Genomic DNA, 17,133 nt, shown 5'->3' with positions numbered 1-17,133 from the left:
CAGATGATCAGCAGCGAAGCCAATCCCAACAGGATTTCAAAGAAGAGGACCACGTTGCTGATACTACAGCCCCGCAGTGCGCGGACAGAACCGAGTCCGTCGAGTGCACGCTAGATCACAGCCCGGCTCAGCCTCGAGCGGCCGTGACACTCAACAGCTATCAATAGGCGGTAAATGAGTAATTGCCAGTATGAATCGGAGGCCATACCGTCGTAGGGGACAGCTCTCTCACCTGCGATAAGGAGTGTGCCCGTGAGTGCCACTGTGTTCTGCGGCGACGCCGACGAGGCCGTCGCGGGAATCTCGGACGGTGCCACCGTCTTGGTCGGCGGCTTCGGTCTGGCCGGCATGCCCTTCGACCTCATCGACGCGCTGATCCGGCAGGGCGCCAAGGATCTCACCATCGTGAGCAACAACGCGGGCAACGGTGACCACGGACTCGCCGCGCTGCTGGCGACCGGTCGCGTCCGCAAGATTCTCTGCTCGTTTCCTCGTCAGTCCGACTCGTGGGTCTTCGACGGTCTGTATCGCGAGGGCAGGATCGAGTTGGAAGTGGTTCCCCAGGGCAATCTGGCCGAGCGGATGCGCGCGGCAGGCGCGGGCATCGGCGCGTTCTACTGTCCGACGGCCGTCGGCACGCCGATCGCAGAGGGGAAGGAGACGCGGGTCATCGACGGGCGTACCTACCTGCTCGAATATCCGATCAAGGGCGACGTCGCACTGATCGGCGCCCACCGCTCCGACCGGGCGGGCAACCTGGTCTACCGCAAGACCGCTCGCAACTTCGGTCCTGTGATGGCCACCGCCGCCGCCACGACCATCGTCCAGGTGGAGGAGATCCTCGACGTGGGCGCGCTGGATCCCGAGAGCGTGGTGACCCCCGGGATTTACGTCGACCGCGTCATCGCCACCCCGACCCGCCGATTCGCCGTGGAGGGCGCACGATGAACACTCCGCTGACCCTCGCACCCGACGCCCGACGCGGCGGCGACGCACCGTTGACGATGGACCAACTCGCTGCGCGCATCGCCTCCGACATTCCGGCCGGCTCGTACGTCAACCTCGGGATCGGCCGTCCGACGCAGATCTCCGACCATCTCTCGCCCGAGAGCGCCGTCACACTGCACACCGAGAACGGCATGCTCGGCATGGGTCCGCAGGCTCGGGGCGACGACGTGGATCTCGACCTCACCAACGCGGGCAAGGTTCCGGTCACCGAGCTGCCGGGCGCGTCGTACTTCCACCACGCCGACTCGTTCGCGATGATGCGCGGCGGGCACCTCGACGTCTGTGTGATGGGCGCCTTCCAGGTGTCCTTCGACGGCGATCTCGCCAACTGGAGCACCGGGGCGCCCGACGCCATTCCCGCCGTCGGCGGCGCGATGGATCTGGCGATCGGCGCCAAGCAGGTCTTCGTGATGATGACGCTGTTCGCCCGCAACGGCGACGCCAAGCTGGTGCCGTCGTGCAGTTATCCGTTGACCGGCGTCGGATGCGTCAATCGGGTCTACGCGCCCGAGGCCATCATCGAGCTCGGCTCGGGCGGCGCGCAGATCGTCGAGACCTTCGGTGAGGAGCCCGCGGCGCTGCTTGCGCGCATCCATTCCGCGGACTGACGTCGATCGACGCCTGCGACCCTCGGCAGGCGTCTACAGTCGAGGCCGGAATACGGATCGGTGGTCTCGGTGGAACTCAGGCACTTGCGGTACTACGTCGCGGTGGCGGAGGAGTGTCATTTCGGGCGTGCTGCGCAGCGCCTGCACATCGCGCAGCCGCCGCTCTCGCAGCAGATCAAGCAACTCGAGGAGGACCTCGGCGTCACTCTGCTGAACCGTTCCACCCGCAGGGTGGAGTTGACGGCGGCGGGGCAGCGCTATCTGGAGCGCGCCAAGGAGATCCTCGCGTCGGTCGACGCGGCCGCCGATGAGGCGGTGCGGATCGCGGGCGGGGAGATCGGTCGGGTCTCGATCGGCTTCACCGGCTCGGCGACCTATCACCTGCTGCCCGCGATGGCGCGTCGTCTGCGTGCCGAGCTTCCGGACATCGACCTCGACCTCCACGGTGAGATGCTCACGCCGCAGCAGGCGGCGGCGCTGCACGACGGCGTCATCGACCTCGGCTTCCTCCGGCCGCCGGTGCACGACCGTCGGCTGCGCTACGAAGTGGTCGGCGCGGAACCGATGGTCGCGGTGGTTCCGCACTCGCATCCGCTGGCGACCCGCACGTCGCTCGAGGTGGCGGATCTGGAACACGAGGTCTTCGTCGCCTACTCCGGTTTCAATCGGTCCGTCGTCTTCGAGGTCGTGATCGACGCGTGTCAGCGCGCCGGTTTCCGGCCGGTGATCCGTCATGAGGTGGGGGAGACCGCCACGCTGGTGTCATTCGTCGCCGCAGGCCTCGGCGTTGCGCTGGTGCCGCAGTCGGTGCAACAGCTGCAGATCACCGGCGCGGTCTACGTCCCCCTGGCGGGTGAAGTGCCGACCGTCGAACTGGCGATGGCGATGCGCGACGAGCCGCCGTCGCCCGATCTGGAGCGGGTGCTGGCTTGTCTGTATCGGGTGTTGCCGGAGGTTGATCTGACCGGGAACCCATAAAGACTTCCTTAGTCTTAATAAGGGTATTTCTAATACTTCACAGCCCCCCAATACTGTGTGATGCTCATCTCATCGCTCGATAACGATGCTTCATGCCACACAGTGGAGGAGATGGAATGACCCCGTTCATGCACCAGGTGCAGGACCTGCTCGACGGCGGTGCGATATCGGCGCCGCAGACCCTGCCGAGCGAAGAGGTGGCTGTCGCGCACGCTGCCGACACGCAGGTCATCATCCGTTCGCTCGCCGAGCAACTGGTCAGCGAGGCCAACGCGGTCCTCGCAGGCAATGACGACGCTGTCGGAGTGCTCGGTCTCACCGACGAGACCGGTGTCGGCGCCCTCGCCTTCACCCTCGACTACGCCGATCGAACCGCGCGGATCGAGACCGTCGTCTCCGGACACACTGCGACCGCGGAGCTCGTCGTCCGTGGCGTTCACACCTCACGACGCCTGGCGGGTGAGGACGAGATGGCCGCGCTGGTCCTCGAACTCATCGCAGGCAACTGACACACCCCACCCACCGCAGCCAACCCACAACCGGGAGACATCGATGCAATTCGAATTGCGCTACCAGACCATCGAACCGAAACGGCAGACGTACCAAAACATCATCGAGCGGTTCGGCGACGAGCCGGCGACCCGCTATCAGGAGGCCACCCTCGACATCGAGCCGCGGGAGAACTTCCACTACCGGCCCACGTGGACGCCCGACCACGAGTTGTACGACGCGAATTACAGCGCGCTCAAGCTCACCGATCCGTACACGTTCGCCGATCCGAGGCAGTTCTACTACACGCCTTACGTCACCAACCGGGCCGCGCTGCATGACGAGTTCGGCAAGACTCTCGGCTACTTGGAGAGCCGCGAGCTGCTCGCCAAACTGCCGGAGGGCTGGCGCCGCGTGGTCGCCGACGTGGTCGTTCCGCTTCGCCATTACGAAGCGGGAGCGCAACTGGTGAGCGTGGCCGGATCGCGGTTCGCGTACGGCACCTCCCTCTCGCAGTGCGCGAGCTTCGCAGCCTTCGACCGCATCGGGAACGCACAGATGCTCTCGCGCATTGGGATCGCCGCGGGGGTCGGCACCGTCGATGTGCTCAAAGCGGCCAAGGCCCAGTGGATGGGTGCCGACCACCTTCAGCCGCTGCGTCGGCTCGTCGAAGAGATCATGATTGTCGAGGACTGGGCTGAGGGCCTTCTCGCGATCGACGCCGTCGACAAGGTCCTGTACCCGGCCCTCTACAGCGGCCTCGACGACCGTGCGCTGCTCGGCGGCGCGGGAGCATACAGCCTGGTCGCGCAATACCTGACCACCTGGTTCGCCGACCAGCGGAAATGGCTCGACTCGCTGATCAAATCCTGGCGCACCGATCCCGAACACGGCGAGGCCAACATCGCGACTCTGGACCGGATCGACGCCGAATGGGGCGCCCGCGCAGCGGAGGCGGTCGGAGCGCTGACCGCCGTCGTCGACGGCGCCGTGGGAGCGGAGGTGCCGGCATGACCGCTGCAGCCCGTCCCGTGGGCATCGACATGCAGGAGTCTGACGAGAACCGCGCGATCATCGCGGCCATCCGGGCGGACAACCCGGACGTCGAGATGCGCAGGCTGCCCGGCCTGGTGAAGCTGTCCGCGCCCGGCCAGATCGTCATCAACCGTGAATCCGTGGAGGCCCAGCTGGGCCGCGAGTGGGAGACCGGCGAGTTCCAACTCGCCATCGTCACTTACACCGGCAACTTCGCCGAATGGGACGACGACCAGATCGTCGTCGCCTGGGAACACTGACCAGAGGTTACGAGGAGACATCACATGACCACCGCAGCGACTCCGAAACGCGCCAAAAAGCTTCCACTCAAACAGCGCTACTCGGCTCTGACACGCGACCTCGACTGGGAACCGTCGTACGTCGATCACGACACGCTGTACCCGTACACCCGCTATGAGGGCATCAAGATCCACGACTGGGACGGCTGGGAGGATCCGTTCCGGCTGACCGTCGACGCGTACTACAAGTATCAGGCGGAGAAGGACAAGCGCCTGTATGCGGTGCTCGACGGCTTTGCGCAGAGTCAGGGGCACCTGACAGTCTCGGACGCGTCGTACCTGAATGCGATCAAGTTGTTCATCCAGGGCGTCACGCCGCTCGAATATCAGGCGCACCGCCATTTCGCATACCTTGCGCGGTACCTCGAAGGCCCGGCACCACGGTTCGCAGCGCTCTGTCAGAGCGTCGACGAACTGCGTCACTGTCAGACGCAGGTCCACACCATCAGCAACTATAACAAGTACTACTCGGGCTTCCACTCGTGGTCGCAGATGCACGACCGCGTCTGGTACCTGTCGGTTCCGAAGTCGTTGTTCGACGATGCGATGACCGCCGGTCCGTTCGAGTTCCTGATCTCGATCTCGTTCAGCTTCGAGTACTTGCTGACCAACCTGCTGTTCGTGCCGTTCATGTCGGGCGCGAGTTTCAACGGCGATATGCCGACCATGTCGTTCGGTTTCTCGGCGCAGTCGGACGAGAGCCGCCACATGACGCTGGGGCTGGAAGCCATCAAATTCCTGCTGGAGCAGGACGAGGACAACGTTCCGATCATCCAGGATTGGATCGACAAGTGGTTCTGGCGGGCATACCGGATGTCGGCGCTGGTGGCCGGAATGATGGATTACATGCTTCCGAAACCGGTGATGAGCTGGAAGGAGGCGTTCGAGCTGTACTTCGAGGAGCAGATGCTCGGCGGGCTGTTCCCAGACCTGGAGTTCTACGGCATCCGCCCGCCGCGACACGTCGAGGACGCGATCGCGGAGAAGGACAAGCTTTCGCACGAGGTCTACAAGATCCTGCACAACTTCTCGTTCGCAGCGTCGTTCACCACGCAGGTCCCGACGCCGGACCACATGGCATGGCTGTCGGAGCAGTACGGCGACACCTTCGACACCCACTACGGGCCCAACTGGGAGAAGCACCGGAAGATCGAGGCCGACGGCGGTCGCGTCTTCTTCCAGGGGCTCCCTCAGCTGTGTCAGGTGTGCCAGGTGCCGATGGCGTTCACCGAGCCGGGCGACCCGACGACGATCTCCTTCCGTCACAGCGACTACGAAGGCGAGACTTACCACACCTGCAGTGACGGATGTCAGTGGATCTTTGAACGGGAGCCCGAGAAATACGTGCAGGCCTGGCTGCCGGTTCACCAGATCTACCAAGGCAACTGCGGTGGACCGACGGTCCCCGAAGTACTCGAGTGGTACGGGATCCAGGACGGCGACAACGGTGAGTACAAGGGTTCACCCGATCACGTCTCCTGGCAGGAATGGCATTCCAGCAGCCCCAGCACCGACGACACCGAGACCCAGGAGGCGTGAGACATGGCTGTCAAGGCCCTTTACGAGTACAAGTACCCTGCGGCCGACCGCGCGGAGATCTTCGGGGAGGACCAGTTGCTGTACGTGCACTGGCGCGGCAACCCGCTGTTCTGCTCGGCGGCGTGCTTCCGTGCGCCCCAGGCCATGAGCTTCAACGATTTCGTCGCCGAGATCGTGAACCCGTGGGCGGCGTCGGATCCGGACTTCGAGCCGTCTTCGATCACCGACTGGCAGCTCTTCGACGACGCGCTCGATCCCGGTGACGGATCCGCGTCGCTGACGGAGCTGGGCATCGGGCACAAGGCGCTCCTGAAATTCACCACGGCCTGACGGGAAGACCCTGCGATGACGACTGACACCACCACAACGCACACCATCACGGTAGAACCGCTCGGCACGGAGCTGCAGTGCCGTGAGGACCAGTCGATCCTGGACGCCTGTCTGCGCAACGGCGTGTGGCTGCCACACGCCTGCACCCACGGGACCTGCGGAACCTGCAAGGCCGAGGTGCTCGAGGGTGCGATCGATTACGGCGACGCGTCGCCGTACGCGCTGCTGGAGAGCGAACGCGCGGAGGGCGCCGCACTGATGTGCGTCGCAACGCCGCGTGAGGACGTGGTCATCGAGGGCGACGTGGAGATCGAGGAGGGGATCACCATGTATCCGGTCCGCGATTTCTCTGGCACGGTCGCGGTGCTCGACGAGATCGCACCCGACGTTCGGCGACTCGTCGTCGACCTGGACGAGCCGATGGACTTCAATGCCGGGCAGTACGTGCAGCTGAATCTGCCTGACGGCGACGACCGGCCCTACTCGATCGCCAATGCTCCGCATGAGCGCGGCCGCGTGGAGCTGCACATCAAGCGCACCGAGAATGGTGCTGCGACGGCCGGGTGGGTGTTCGACCGGCTGGCCGTCGGCGACGTGGTCACGCTGTCCGGTCCGTACGGCAAGTTCTACTTCCGCCCGGATCGGGACAAGCCGCTGCTGCTGCTCGGGAGCGGGACGGGTCTGGCGCCCTTGGTCTCGATCCTCAAGACAGTGATGGCGATCGAGGATGAGGACGGCGAATGGGAGCACGAGGTGGTGATGTACCACGGCGTCGCCCTGGAGAACGGACTCTACGACCGCGAGTGGTTCGAGCAGGTCGCAGACGAACGAGACTGGTTCTCGTACCGACCCGCCGTCTCGCGGGAGGAGTGCGACGGCCGGCAGGGGCGCGTCCCCGCGCTGCTCACCGAGGACTTCCCTCGAGCCGGGGGCAACGTCGCCTACATCTGCGGCAACCCTGCGATGGTGGAGGACACGATGCGTGCCTTGATGAAGGCGCGTCTCTTCCCGCGCGACATCTACCGCGAGGACTTCTTCGACGCTGCTGACCGCGCCAACGGCGCCCATGTCGTCCGCAGCCCGCTCATCAAGCGGTAGGTAGGGGATCCGCGTAACCCGCCGGAGAACGCGCAGAACTACGCGGATCCCGTTGCACTACGCGGATACCCGCGACTATCTGGCGGCGGCGCGCTCGCACTCCCAGCCGTCGGGGGTGGTGCCGTCGGTGAGGAAGTCGCGGAGGAAGGCCTGGGAGTCGTCGTCCATGTCGGAGTCGAGGTGCGGGTAGATGATCGGCTCTTCTTTGCCGTTGTGGCTGTCGAGGAGTTCCAGCATCTCCCGGCAGGCGGCCACCGCCTCGCTGCGGTGGGGCTCCTGGTCGACGCCGTCGGACGCGAGCTTCGCGTCGAGCGCGGCCATCCGGCGCCACATCTCGCCGTGCTCGGTCAGCATCACCATGATCGGCATCATCAGCGGACCGGTCCGGAGCTGCGGGAAGACGAGCTCCTCCTCGAGGTAGATGTGCCGACGCAGCGCGTCCATCGAGTCGACGAGCGGTGCGGCCCACTCCTGGACGGATCCGCCGGGCGACGCGGCGACGAACTTCTCGATGCCCTCGTCGATCGCACGGTGTTCGACGGTGAGGACCTCTGCGAGAGTGGCTGGTGCTGTCATGACATCCCTTCCCGCGTCCGATTCGGGCGCTTGACTCAGCCTACTACCGTGCGTCGTCCGGTCGCCGTGGACGCTGAGACGACAGAACCCCGGTCCGCCACAGGAGGCGGGCCGGGGTTCTGGGTGATGAGATCAGCGGGCGACGGTGACGTCCTGGTTGTGGACGCCGGGGCCCTCGGGCGAAACCTGCACGTCGCCGTTGCCCTGCGAGCTGAGCGCGCGGAGCGTCCAGTTGCCGGGAGCGGCGAAGAAGCGGAAGTCGCCGGTGGCCGATGCGACGACCTCGGCGGTGAACTCACCGGTGCCGTCGAGCAGACGCACGAAGGCGCCTGCGACCGGGTTGCCCGAGCCGTCCAGAACCTGGCCGGTCAGGACGGTCTCCTTCTCGGTGTCGACGCCTGCGGGGAGGGTCTGACCCTGCTTGGGGGCTGCGCACATGTCGTTAGTCCTCTCTGGAGATTCGCGGAAGAAGCGCTCAGCGCTCGATGGGGGCGCCGACGAGAGAGCCGTACTCGACCCAGCTGCCGTCGTAGTTCTTGACGTTCTTCTTGCCGAGGATCTCCTGCAGCACGAACCAGGTGTGGCTCGAGCGCTCGCCGATGCGGCAGTACGCAATGGTGTCCTTCGAGTCGTCGAAGCCCTGCTCGGCGTACAGCGCATTGAGAGCCTCGTCGGACTTGAACGTGCCGTCCTCGTTCGCGGCCTTCGACCACGGGATGTTCAGTGCGGTCGGCACGTGGCCGCGCTGCTGCGCCTGCTCCTGCGGGAGGTGGGCCGGCGCCGAGATCTTTCCGGAGAACTCGTCAGGGCTGCGGACGTCGATCAGGTTCTTGCTGCCGATCGAGTCGATGACCTCGTCGCGGTAGGCGCGGATCGAGGCGTCGGCGGGCTGTGCGACGTAGGTGGTGGCCGGGCGGCTGACGGCGTCGGTGCTCAGAGTGCGACCGTCGAGCTCCCACTTCTTGCGACCGCCGTCGAGCAGACGGACGTCCTTGTGACCGTAGATCTTGAAGTACCAGTAGGCGTATGCGGCGAACCAGTTGTTGTTGCCGCCGTACAGGACCACGGTGTCGTCGTTGGCGACACCGCGCTCGCTCAGCAGAGCGGAGAAGCGGTCGGCGTCGAGGAAGTCGCGGCGCAGGCCGTCCTGCAGATCCTGTTTCCAGTCGAGGCGGATGGCACCCGGGATGTGGTTGGTGTCGTAGATCGAGGTGTCCTCGTCGACCTCGACGAACACGACCTTGTCGGCGTTGAGGTTCTCTTCAGCCCAATCGGCGCTGACGAGCGCATCGGAGCGTGCCATTCTTGAATTCCTTTCAGAATTTCGCCGCGCGGGCAGCGAAGTGATTCGACAGATGGAGGGATTCCCGCGCAAGGCGAGAGAGGTATGTGGTCGGGGATCGGGAAGTCTGCGACAGGACGGTCGGAGTGCGGGTGAGATCGTCAGCCACGCATCCGGCGGTTCGGTCCCCGGCTAGCGACAGCGATCTGCGGCGACACGACAGAGGTCGATCGCCAATCTGTGTGTGAGCATCAGCTCACGTCGTTGCTGCATGAATCCGACACTACAACGTCGGATCACGACCTGTCGGGGAGCGGTTTCGCGTAGTCGATCGGACGTACCGCGACGGGTCCGACTTCACCGCTTGCGACGAGGTCGCTTCCCCTGCTCAGAGCATGTTTCGCGGTGTGTCCCCACGCCATCTGAAAGCGCGGCAGAACCATGGAGAAGCTTTTTAATACCGCTGAATGTAATTCCTCGGGGACCTCCGCCGAATAGTGCTCTTCGGGGCCGTCGTAGAAGTCCGTCGCCTCGATGTGGATGCGACCGTCGACCACGAAGACGCGCGCGCTGACACTGACCTTCACCTTCGGTGCGGTGTAGGCGGCGGCCGACGGTGGATACCCGTTCTGTGTTGCAGGCGAACCCGGCAGCGGCACGGTCCCACTGATCATGATTCCATCGGTGCGCTCCAGCAGCCCGTCGCCGGGTCCACCGCCACCGACCTTGTCGTCCGGCGCGGGCGTGTTGATGTAGAGGTCGGTGATGTGCATCAGCCGCCCGAGAGTCGGCGAATCGATGCGGGTCTCGACCTTCATCGCCTGCGCGTGGAGCACCGTGCGCGGGTTCACCTCGCCGGTGTCGCCGATCCGCGCATCCTGCAGACGGGCGTCGACCGTGGATCGGCACGGGTGCGGCCCCGTGCAGCCGGGGATCGGCACGCCGTCCGCACTGATCAGAATCGAACTGAACTCACCGGAACCGCTCCGGGCCAGAAACGGGAAGCCGCTCATGATCACGTCGGGCTCGAACTCGACGCCCGGCGAGGCCTGCACGGACTGAGCCAACCGGTGCTCGGCACGAGACGCGGCGACGTCGTCGATCACCAACGCGAGGACCGCGGCCACCACCGCGACGACCGCGATCCACGCGCCGATCCGCAGGGCGCGACGAGGCATGGGTTTCGGGGTGTCGTCAGAGGTTCGAGGCATCGGCGCTATTCTGTCATTTGACTACCGGGTGCTGCGACCAGCGTCGATCGACAGCCCACAACGCAGGGGCGTGACCAGAACACGTCCCAAGGCCACGACGAGAGCGGAGTGGTGTGTGGACCTGCTGCTGTTGACTGACGAAGCGACCGCCGATGTCGCCCTGGGATCCCTGTCGCTGCTGTCCCATCGGGTCGAGGTGCTGCCTGCCGACACCTCGTCGCTGGTGCGGTTGGGCGAGCCCGCGGTGATCCTGGTGGATGCGCGGGCCGATCTGGCCGCCGCGCGAACCCTGTGCCGCCTGGTCTCCGACACCGACACCGCACCGGTGATCGCGATCGTCGGCGAGGGTGGACTCGTCGCCGTGAACGGCGAGTGGGGGATCGACGACTTCCTGCTGCCCGGCACCGGGCCCGGCGAGCTCGACGCCCGGCTGCGGATGGTGGCCACGCGCACCACCGCGCACGACGACCAGCCCGCCGACAAGGTCACGCTCGGCGAACTCGTGATCGACGAGTCCACCTACACGGCCCGATTGCGCGGTCGGCCGATCGACCTCACGTACAAGGAATTCGAGCTCCTCAAGTTTCTGGCGCAGAACGCCGGTCGCGTCTACACGCGTGCACAGCTGCTGCACGAGGTGTGGGGCTACGACTACTTCGGCGGCACGCGCACCGTGGACGTGCACGTCCGACGACTGCGGGCCAAACTCGGCAGCGACCACGAATCGCTGATCGGGACGGTCCGGAATGTCGGGTACAAGGCGGTGAAGCCGCCGCGGCGCGCGACCGCCGAGACCTCGATGTCAGAAACCGCCAGCCAGGCCTCGGAGATGGATACATTAGAAGGTGATGACTGAGAACCAGCCCCGCGTGATCACCGGCCCACTGACCGCGAGCGACATCGCCGCCGCGCACGACCTCTGCGCGCGCGCCGAACGCGCAGACGGTGTGCCGCCGCTCGCCGAGCAGGCGCGTCTGGCGGTCGAATCCGGCGCCGACGTTCATGTGCTCACCGAGCACGGCTATGCGAACGTGCTCGCCGCCCGCGACGGCGGTGCACCGATGGTCGAGGCCGTCGTCGATCCCGACTACCGCAATCGCGGCGAGGGCCGCGTGCTGATCGACGCCGCGCTGACTGCGGCCGAATCGGTACCGGGATCGGAGGCCCCGCAGATCTGGGCGCACGGAGACCTGCCCGCGGCGGCCGCAGTCGCCGCCGCACTCGGACTCGACCGCGTGCGCGAACTCCTCCGACTACGCAGGCCCGTCGCTGAGCCGCTGCCTGAACTGCCGCAGCGCGACGATGTGCTGCTGCGGACATACGCCGGAACGTCCGACCACGCCGAAGTACTCCGCGTCAACAACGACGCCTTCTCCTGGCATCCCGAGCAGGGCGGTTGGACGCCGAAAGACATCGCCGAGCGCACCGGCTCCAACTGGTTCGACCCGACGGGGTTGTTCCTCGCCTTCGACGCGGACGATCCCGACGCTCTGCTCGGCTTCCACTGGACCAAGATCCACCGGTTCGACGACGGTTCCGCGCCGCTCGGCGAGGTGTACATCGTCGGCGTCGATTCGACCGCGCAGGGCCGTGGCCTCGGGGCGCTCCTGACCCTCGCGGGACTGCGCTACATGGCGCAACTCCGCGTCGACGGGCGGACGCTTGACGAGGTGGAGTTGTACGTGGAGGGCGACAACACCGCGGCATTGCACACGTACACCAAGCTCGGGTTCGCCCGATACACCGCGGACATCGCCTACCGGCGCAGCTGATCTCTCACCGCATTCACTCCGCGTGGCAGGCGCCGCGCGGAGTGAAAACGTGACGTCCATCTTCCGTTCACCTTCTCGTCCCGAGTGTTGCCCGCGCGGTAACCCTTCGGCCTCCTTTCGCTAACCGGGTGTCGATAGTTTCGGCTCGTTACCTGAACTACTCGAAAGGCGCCCGACTCCCATGAGCGTGTCCCCGAAGCTCGTCCGCACTGCAGGCTCCGCCGCCGCCGGCCTTGCCGCTGTGTCCCTCGTCCTGACCGCGTGCGGCGGTGGTGGTTCCGACGCCGGCACCATCACCGGTGAAGGCTCGACCGCGCAGCAGAAGGCTATTGAGCAGTTCGCGACGGTCCTGACCGACAACGATGGCGCGATCCTCGACTACACCGGGTCGGGTTCCGGCGACGGTGTGAAGAAGTTCCTGGCCAGCGACGTCGACTTCGCAGGCTCCGACTCTCCCCTCAAGGAGAAGGAAGTCGTCGACGCGAAGGCTCGCTGTGGCGGAAACGACGCGTGGCACCTGCCGCTCGTCGCCGGCCCCGTCGCCGTTGCGTTCAACCTCCCCGGCGTCGACAAGGTGAACCTCGACGCGCCGACCCTCGCCAAGATCTTCGACTCCAAGATCACGAAGTGGAACGACGCCGCCATTCGCGCGCTGAACCCGGGCGCCAACCTGCCCGCGACCGACATCGTTCCGGTCCACCGCAGCGACAGCTCTGGCACCACCGACAACTTCACCCGCTACCTGAACACGGCGGCTCCGACCGAGTGGCCGTACGAGCACTCCAAGGAGTGGACGGGCCACGGCGGCAGCGGCGCGTCGAAGTCGACCGGTGTCGGTGACACCGTGAAGAAGACCGCGGGCGCGATCACCTATGTCGAGTGGGGCTTCGCGACCGAGAACGACCTCAGCGTGGCCGCCATCGACTTCGGCGCAGGCGCCACCGACCTGACCGCTGAGACCGCGGGCAAAGCGCTCGACGCCGCCAAGTTCGTCAAGCCGGACAGCAAGGACCTCGTCGTCGACACCGATGCGCTGTACGGACTCAAGGAGGCCGGCGCGTACCCGCTGGTGCTGACCACATACGAGATCGTCTGCTCCACCGGCTACTCCGACTCCAAGGTCTCCGAGGACCTGAAGTCCGCCTTCACCACCATTCTCGACAAGGGCCAGGAGGGCCTCGACAAGCTCGGCTACGTGCCGCTGCCTGATGCCTTCAAGACCAAACTGCGTGGAACGATCGACGCGCTGTGACGAATCCGGACACCACTGTGAACCCGCACACGAGTAGTGACGGGGAACCGGCCGTGTCCGAGCAGCTGGGAACCGATCTCGCATCGGCCCCGGCGCCCAGTCAGCGAGGACCCGCAGCCGGGCCGAGCGCGAGCAATCGCGCCGGCTCGGCCGTCTCTCGTCTGGGGGACCGCATCATGGGCACCCTCGCAACTGGCTCGGGCCTGCTGGTCTCGCTCGTCATCGGCCTCATCGCGCTGTTCCTGCTGATCCAGGCAGTTCCGGCGCTTGCCAAGAACACCGCCAACTTCTTCACCTACACCGGCAGTTGGGTGGTGTCGGGCACCGACCTCGAGTTCGGCATCCCGGCGCAGTTCTACGCCACGGTGCTGGTGTCGGTCATCGCCCTGATCATCGCCATGCCGGTGTCGCTCGGCATCGCGCTGTTCGTGACCGAGTACGCACCGAAGCGGCTCGCCGGACCCATCGCGTACATCGTCGATCTGCTGGCCGCAGTGCCGTCGATCGTGTACGGCCTGTGGGGCATTCTCGTGCTCGGCCCGGCGATGGTCGGTGTGAACAACTGGCTCGTCAGCAATCTCGGCTTCCTGCCGTTCTTCGAGACCCCGCAGAACGTGGCCAACATGTCGACCGGCGGCACGCTGCTGACGGCAGGAATCGTCCTTGCCGTCATGATCCTGCCGGTCATCACCGCTGTCACCCGCGAGGTCTTCGCGCAGACGCCGCACTCGCACCGGGAGGCCGCGCTCGCGCTCGGCGCCACCCAGTGGGAGGTCGTGCGATTCGCGGTGCTGCCGTTCGGGTTCTCCGGATACATCAGCGGCGCGATGCTCGGCCTGGGTCGTGCACTGGGTGAGACGATGGCGCTCCTGCTCATCATCTCCACCGTCGGACCGATCAACTTCAACCTGTTGGAGAGCGGTCAGACCTTCGCGACCGTCATCGCGAACAATGCCGCCGAGTTCGACTCGCCGCTCAAAACCGGCGCCTACATCTCCGCGGGTCTGGTCCTGTTCGCGCTCACCTTCCTCGTCAACGCTGCAGCGCGCGGTGTCATCTCGCGTCGCGCAGGAGAGTAGGAGAGGAGCGACATGACTAACACGACTGCTGAGAAAAGACCTGACATGGAACTGACCACACTGTCGCCGCGCCGGAAGGCCACCGACAACGTCGTCCGCGGTGCGGTCACCGTGGCCGTGGCGCTGGCCATCCTGCCGCTGGGCTGGTTGATCTACACCCTGATCGCGCGGGGCATCGGTCCGCTCCTCGACATCGACTGGTGGACCCGCTCCGAGCGTTACGGCGGTGCAGCCAATGCCATCGTCGGCACCCTGATGCAGACCGCCATCGCGGCGGTCGTGGCCATTCCGCTCGGTGTTCTGGTTGCGATCTACCTCGTCGAGTACGCAGACACGGGCGCCAAGCGCGGTCGCCGATTCAGTCTGGTGCGGGTGACGACCTTCATGGTCGACGTCCTCTCCGGCGTTCCCTCGATCGTCGCGGCGCTGTTCGTCTACGCCGTCTGGCGGACCACGCTCGACATGCCTCGCTCGGGCTTCGCCGTCGCGTTGGCACTGGTGCTGCTCATGGTGCCGCTGGTGGTGCGGGCTACCGAGGAGATGCTGAAGATCGTTCCGCAGGAACTCCGTGAAGCGTCGTACGCGCTCGGTGTCCCCAAGTGGAAGACCATCCTTCGGATCGTCTTGCCGACGGCGATGTCCGGCATCATCACCGGCATCATGCTGGCGATCGCCCGCGTGATGGGTGAATCGGCTCCGGTGCTGATCCTGGTGGGTGCGAGCCGCGCGATGAACTACAACCCGTTCGACGGCAACCAGGAATCACTGCCGTTGATGATGCTGCAGGAATACAACAAGGGGCCGGGCGGCTACGAGACCGTGTGGGGCGCAGCTCTCACGCTGGTCATCGCGGTTGCGATCGTCTACGTGTTGGCGCGCATTCTGTCGCGCTTCACCGGGCCTCGAATGGAGAGAAGCTAAATCATGGCAAAGAGCCTGACCATCGACGACCTGAACGTGTACTACGGCGATTTCCACGCCGTGAAGGACGTCTCGCTGAAGATCGCGCCGAAGTCGGTGACGGCGTTCATCGGGCCGTCGGGCTGCGGTAAGTCAACGGTGCTGCGCACCCTGAACCGTATGCACGAGGTGACACCCGGCGCCTACACAACCGGTTCGGTGAAGCTCGACGAGTTGGACCTGTACGGCAAGGGCGTGGACCCGGTCGGTGTCCGGACCACGGTCGGCATGGTGTTCCAGCGCGCCAACCCGTTCCCGACCATGTCGATCCGAGACAACGTCGTCGCCGGTCTGAAGCTGGCCGGCGTGCGCGACAAGGCCAAGCTCGACGAGGTCGCCGAGGCCAGTCTGCGCGGCGCCAACCTCTGGAACGAGGTCAAGGACCGTCTCGACAAGCCGGGCGGTGGTCTCTCCGGCGGCCAGCAGCAGCGTCTGTGCATCGCCCGCGCGATCGCCGTGTCGCCGCAGGTGCTGCTCATGGACGAGCCGTGCTCGGCCCTCGACCCGATCTCGACGCTGGCGATCGAGGACCTCATCGCAGAGTTGAAGAGCGATTACACGATCGTCATCGTCACGCACAACATGCAGCAGGCCGCGCGTGTGAGCGATCAGACCGCCTTCTTCAACCTGGCGGCCGTCGGTAAGCCCGGCGAGTTGATCGAGGTCGGCGCGACGAGCGATGTGTTCTCGAACCCCGTCCGCACCGAGACCGAGGATTACATCTCCGGTCGATTCGGGTGACGGATTGCTGCGAACGGCAGCGATAAGACCAGGCAACCCCGGTCGCGCACGGCGTGACCGGGGTTGCCCTTATGGTGGACAGGTGGCTACTGTCGCCAAGGAACAGTAGTCGATCAATTGATCAACTTCGGAGTGTGATGGCCCGGCTTTCAGTGGAACAGCGACGCGAACTGGCGATCGATGCGACGATGCGTGTGATCGCCCGCGACGGTGTCGAGGCGGCCACCACCCGGCGTATCGCCCAGGAGGCGAAGGTCGGTCAATCGAGTCTGTTCTATGCGTTCACCTCGCGCGACGAACTGCTCGCTGCGGTCGTCGAGCATGGGATCGCGCAAGAACTGTCCGCGATGGACAGTTGGTTGAGTCAGGCATCGGCGATGTTCACCGCCTCCCAGATGAGCATCGCCGATGTCTTGGCTGCCGCGTTTCAAGCCTTCGCCGACGACCTCTTCGAGCACCGTGACCGCGAGCATGCGCTGGTGGAGTTGGCGCTCTACGCCCAGCGAACGGACGGGCTGGAGCATCTGGGCGAGAAACTCTACCGCGGCTACCACGACATGATCACCGGTCTGCTCTCCGCCGCCGCCGACGCGGCCGGGATCACCTGGACCCGACCGATTGCGGAGATCGTGCCCATCGTCCTCGCCATGACCGACGGCATGACCCTGAACTACCTCAGCACCGGCGACCGGGCGACTGTTCAGCACATCGCCGAAGGCGCAGCGCGGTTGCTGCTGGGGTATGCCGTCGTCGCCGAGTAGTCATAATTCGGTCGAGTAGCCGGGGGAACGGAGTTGCCGGGCGAATCAAGACCATCGCGAGTTTCGCTGGTACGCAAGGGTGTTCGTTGAGGGGCGCCTGGGTGGTGTGTGTGGC

The 17,133-nt window shown here is 65.6% G+C and carries 20 protein-coding genes; 16 read left to right on the top strand and 4 right to left on the bottom strand.

The genetic code is table 11. The features are described from left to right. Positions 1–252 precede the first annotated feature (252 nt). The 9 genes from GH2_RS12640 (at position 253) to GH2_RS12600 (ending at position 7,384) form a co-directional block, all read left to right on the top strand. Complete coding sequence (locus GH2_RS12640) at positions 253–948, top strand: 3-oxoacid CoA-transferase subunit A (RefSeq protein WP_066168535.1); 696 nt, start codon at positions 253–255, stop codon at positions 946–948. After that, positions 945–1,616, top strand: coding sequence for a CoA-transferase (locus tag GH2_RS12635; protein ID WP_066168532.1), 672 nt, complete (start codon positions 945–947; stop codon positions 1,614–1,616). Before GH2_RS12640 ends, GH2_RS12635 begins: the two co-directional genes overlap by 4 nt. Before the next feature lie 69 nt (positions 1,617–1,685). Further along, the gene (locus GH2_RS12630; protein WP_066169172.1) at positions 1,686–2,594 is read left to right on the top strand and encodes a LysR family transcriptional regulator; all 909 of its coding nucleotides are present in this window, start codon (positions 1,686–1,688) and stop codon (positions 2,592–2,594) included. A 116-nt stretch (positions 2,595–2,710) separates the two neighbouring features. After that, entirely contained in the window at positions 2,711–3,103 is a 393-nt protein-coding gene (locus GH2_RS12625) for a hypothetical protein (RefSeq protein ID WP_066168529.1), read from the top strand. Positions 3,104–3,146: 43 nt separating this feature from the next. Then, the gene (locus tag GH2_RS12620; protein ID WP_066168526.1) at positions 3,147–4,097 is read left to right on the top strand and encodes a ferritin family protein; all 951 of its coding nucleotides are present in this window, start codon (positions 3,147–3,149) and stop codon (positions 4,095–4,097) included. Further along, positions 4,094–4,378, top strand: coding sequence for an MmoB/DmpM family protein (locus tag GH2_RS12615; RefSeq protein WP_066168523.1), 285 nt, complete (start codon positions 4,094–4,096; stop codon positions 4,376–4,378). Before GH2_RS12620 ends, GH2_RS12615 begins: the two co-directional genes overlap by 4 nt. A gap of 24 nt (positions 4,379–4,402) precedes the next feature. Continuing rightward, entirely contained in the window at positions 4,403–5,956 is a 1,554-nt protein-coding gene (locus tag GH2_RS12610) for a YHS domain-containing protein (protein ID WP_066168519.1), read from the top strand. 3 nt (positions 5,957–5,959) lie between these two features. After that, positions 5,960–6,286, top strand: a complete 327-nt coding sequence (locus tag GH2_RS12605; RefSeq protein WP_066168517.1) for a phenol hydroxylase subunit P4 — start codon at positions 5,960–5,962, stop codon at positions 6,284–6,286. Positions 6,287–6,301: 15 nt separating this feature from the next. Continuing rightward, positions 6,302–7,384, top strand: a complete 1,083-nt coding sequence (locus GH2_RS12600) for a 2Fe-2S iron-sulfur cluster-binding protein (RefSeq protein WP_066168514.1) — start codon at positions 6,302–6,304, stop codon at positions 7,382–7,384. Between the two features lie 75 nt (positions 7,385–7,459). On the opposite strand, the gene GH2_RS12595 is transcribed toward GH2_RS12600, so the two are convergent. The 4 genes from GH2_RS12595 to GH2_RS12580 all read right to left on the bottom strand — a co-directional run bounded on the left by GH2_RS12595 (position 7,460) and on the right by GH2_RS12580 (position 10,453). Continuing rightward, positions 7,460–7,960, bottom strand: a complete 501-nt coding sequence (locus GH2_RS12595) for a hemerythrin domain-containing protein (protein ID WP_066168511.1) — start codon at positions 7,958–7,960, stop codon at positions 7,460–7,462. Positions 7,961–8,092: 132 nt separating this feature from the next. Beyond that, positions 8,093–8,398 carry a DUF1416 domain-containing protein gene (locus GH2_RS12590; RefSeq protein WP_066168508.1) on the bottom strand — a complete coding sequence of 102 codons (306 nt, stop codon included), beginning with the start codon at positions 8,396–8,398 and terminating at the stop codon, positions 8,093–8,095. Positions 8,399–8,435: 37 nt separating this feature from the next. Further along, positions 8,436–9,263, bottom strand: a complete 828-nt coding sequence (locus GH2_RS12585) for a sulfurtransferase (protein WP_066168504.1) — start codon at positions 9,261–9,263, stop codon at positions 8,436–8,438. A 275-nt stretch (positions 9,264–9,538) separates the two neighbouring features. Continuing rightward, entirely contained in the window at positions 9,539–10,453 is a 915-nt protein-coding gene (locus GH2_RS12580; RefSeq protein WP_066168501.1) for an LmeA family phospholipid-binding protein, read from the bottom strand. Positions 10,454–10,568: 115 nt separating this feature from the next. Between GH2_RS12580 and GH2_RS12575 the strand changes: the two genes are divergently transcribed. The 7 genes from GH2_RS12575 (at position 10,569) to GH2_RS12545 (ending at position 17,018) form a co-directional block, all read left to right on the top strand. Further along, positions 10,569–11,309, top strand: a complete 741-nt coding sequence (locus GH2_RS12575) for a response regulator transcription factor (protein ID WP_066168498.1) — start codon at positions 10,569–10,571, stop codon at positions 11,307–11,309. Beyond that, entirely contained in the window at positions 11,302–12,225 is a 924-nt protein-coding gene (mshD, locus tag GH2_RS12570) for a mycothiol synthase (RefSeq protein ID WP_066168496.1), read from the top strand. Before GH2_RS12575 ends, mshD begins: the two co-directional genes overlap by 8 nt. Positions 12,226–12,406: 181 nt before the next feature. Further along, positions 12,407–13,477, top strand: coding sequence for a phosphate ABC transporter substrate-binding protein PstS (gene pstS, locus GH2_RS12565; protein ID WP_084247478.1), 1,071 nt, complete (start codon positions 12,407–12,409; stop codon positions 13,475–13,477). A 53-nt stretch (positions 13,478–13,530) separates the two neighbouring features. Then, entirely contained in the window at positions 13,531–14,556 is a 1,026-nt protein-coding gene (gene pstC / locus GH2_RS12560; RefSeq protein WP_372434548.1) for a phosphate ABC transporter permease subunit PstC, read from the top strand. A 45-nt stretch (positions 14,557–14,601) separates the two neighbouring features. Then, complete coding sequence (gene pstA, locus GH2_RS12555) at positions 14,602–15,477, top strand: phosphate ABC transporter permease PstA (protein ID WP_084247477.1); 876 nt, start codon at positions 14,602–14,604, stop codon at positions 15,475–15,477. Between the two features lie 3 nt (positions 15,478–15,480). Further along, entirely contained in the window at positions 15,481–16,257 is a 777-nt protein-coding gene (gene pstB / locus GH2_RS12550) for a phosphate ABC transporter ATP-binding protein PstB (RefSeq protein ID WP_066168486.1), read from the top strand. Between the two features lie 137 nt (positions 16,258–16,394). Then, a complete protein-coding gene (locus GH2_RS12545) occupies positions 16,395–17,018 on the top strand; it encodes a TetR/AcrR family transcriptional regulator (RefSeq protein WP_066168481.1) in 624 nt (207 codons plus the stop codon). Positions 17,019–17,133: the final 115 nt, after the last annotated feature.

This window comes from Gordonia hydrophobica NBRC 16057 (genome assembly GCF_001592365.1).
GTDB lineage: Bacteria > Actinomycetota > Actinomycetes > Mycobacteriales > Mycobacteriaceae > Gordonia > Gordonia hydrophobica.
The sequence above is the reverse complement of the archived record's forward strand: the minus strand, read 5'-3'. Positions and strand labels throughout refer to the sequence as shown.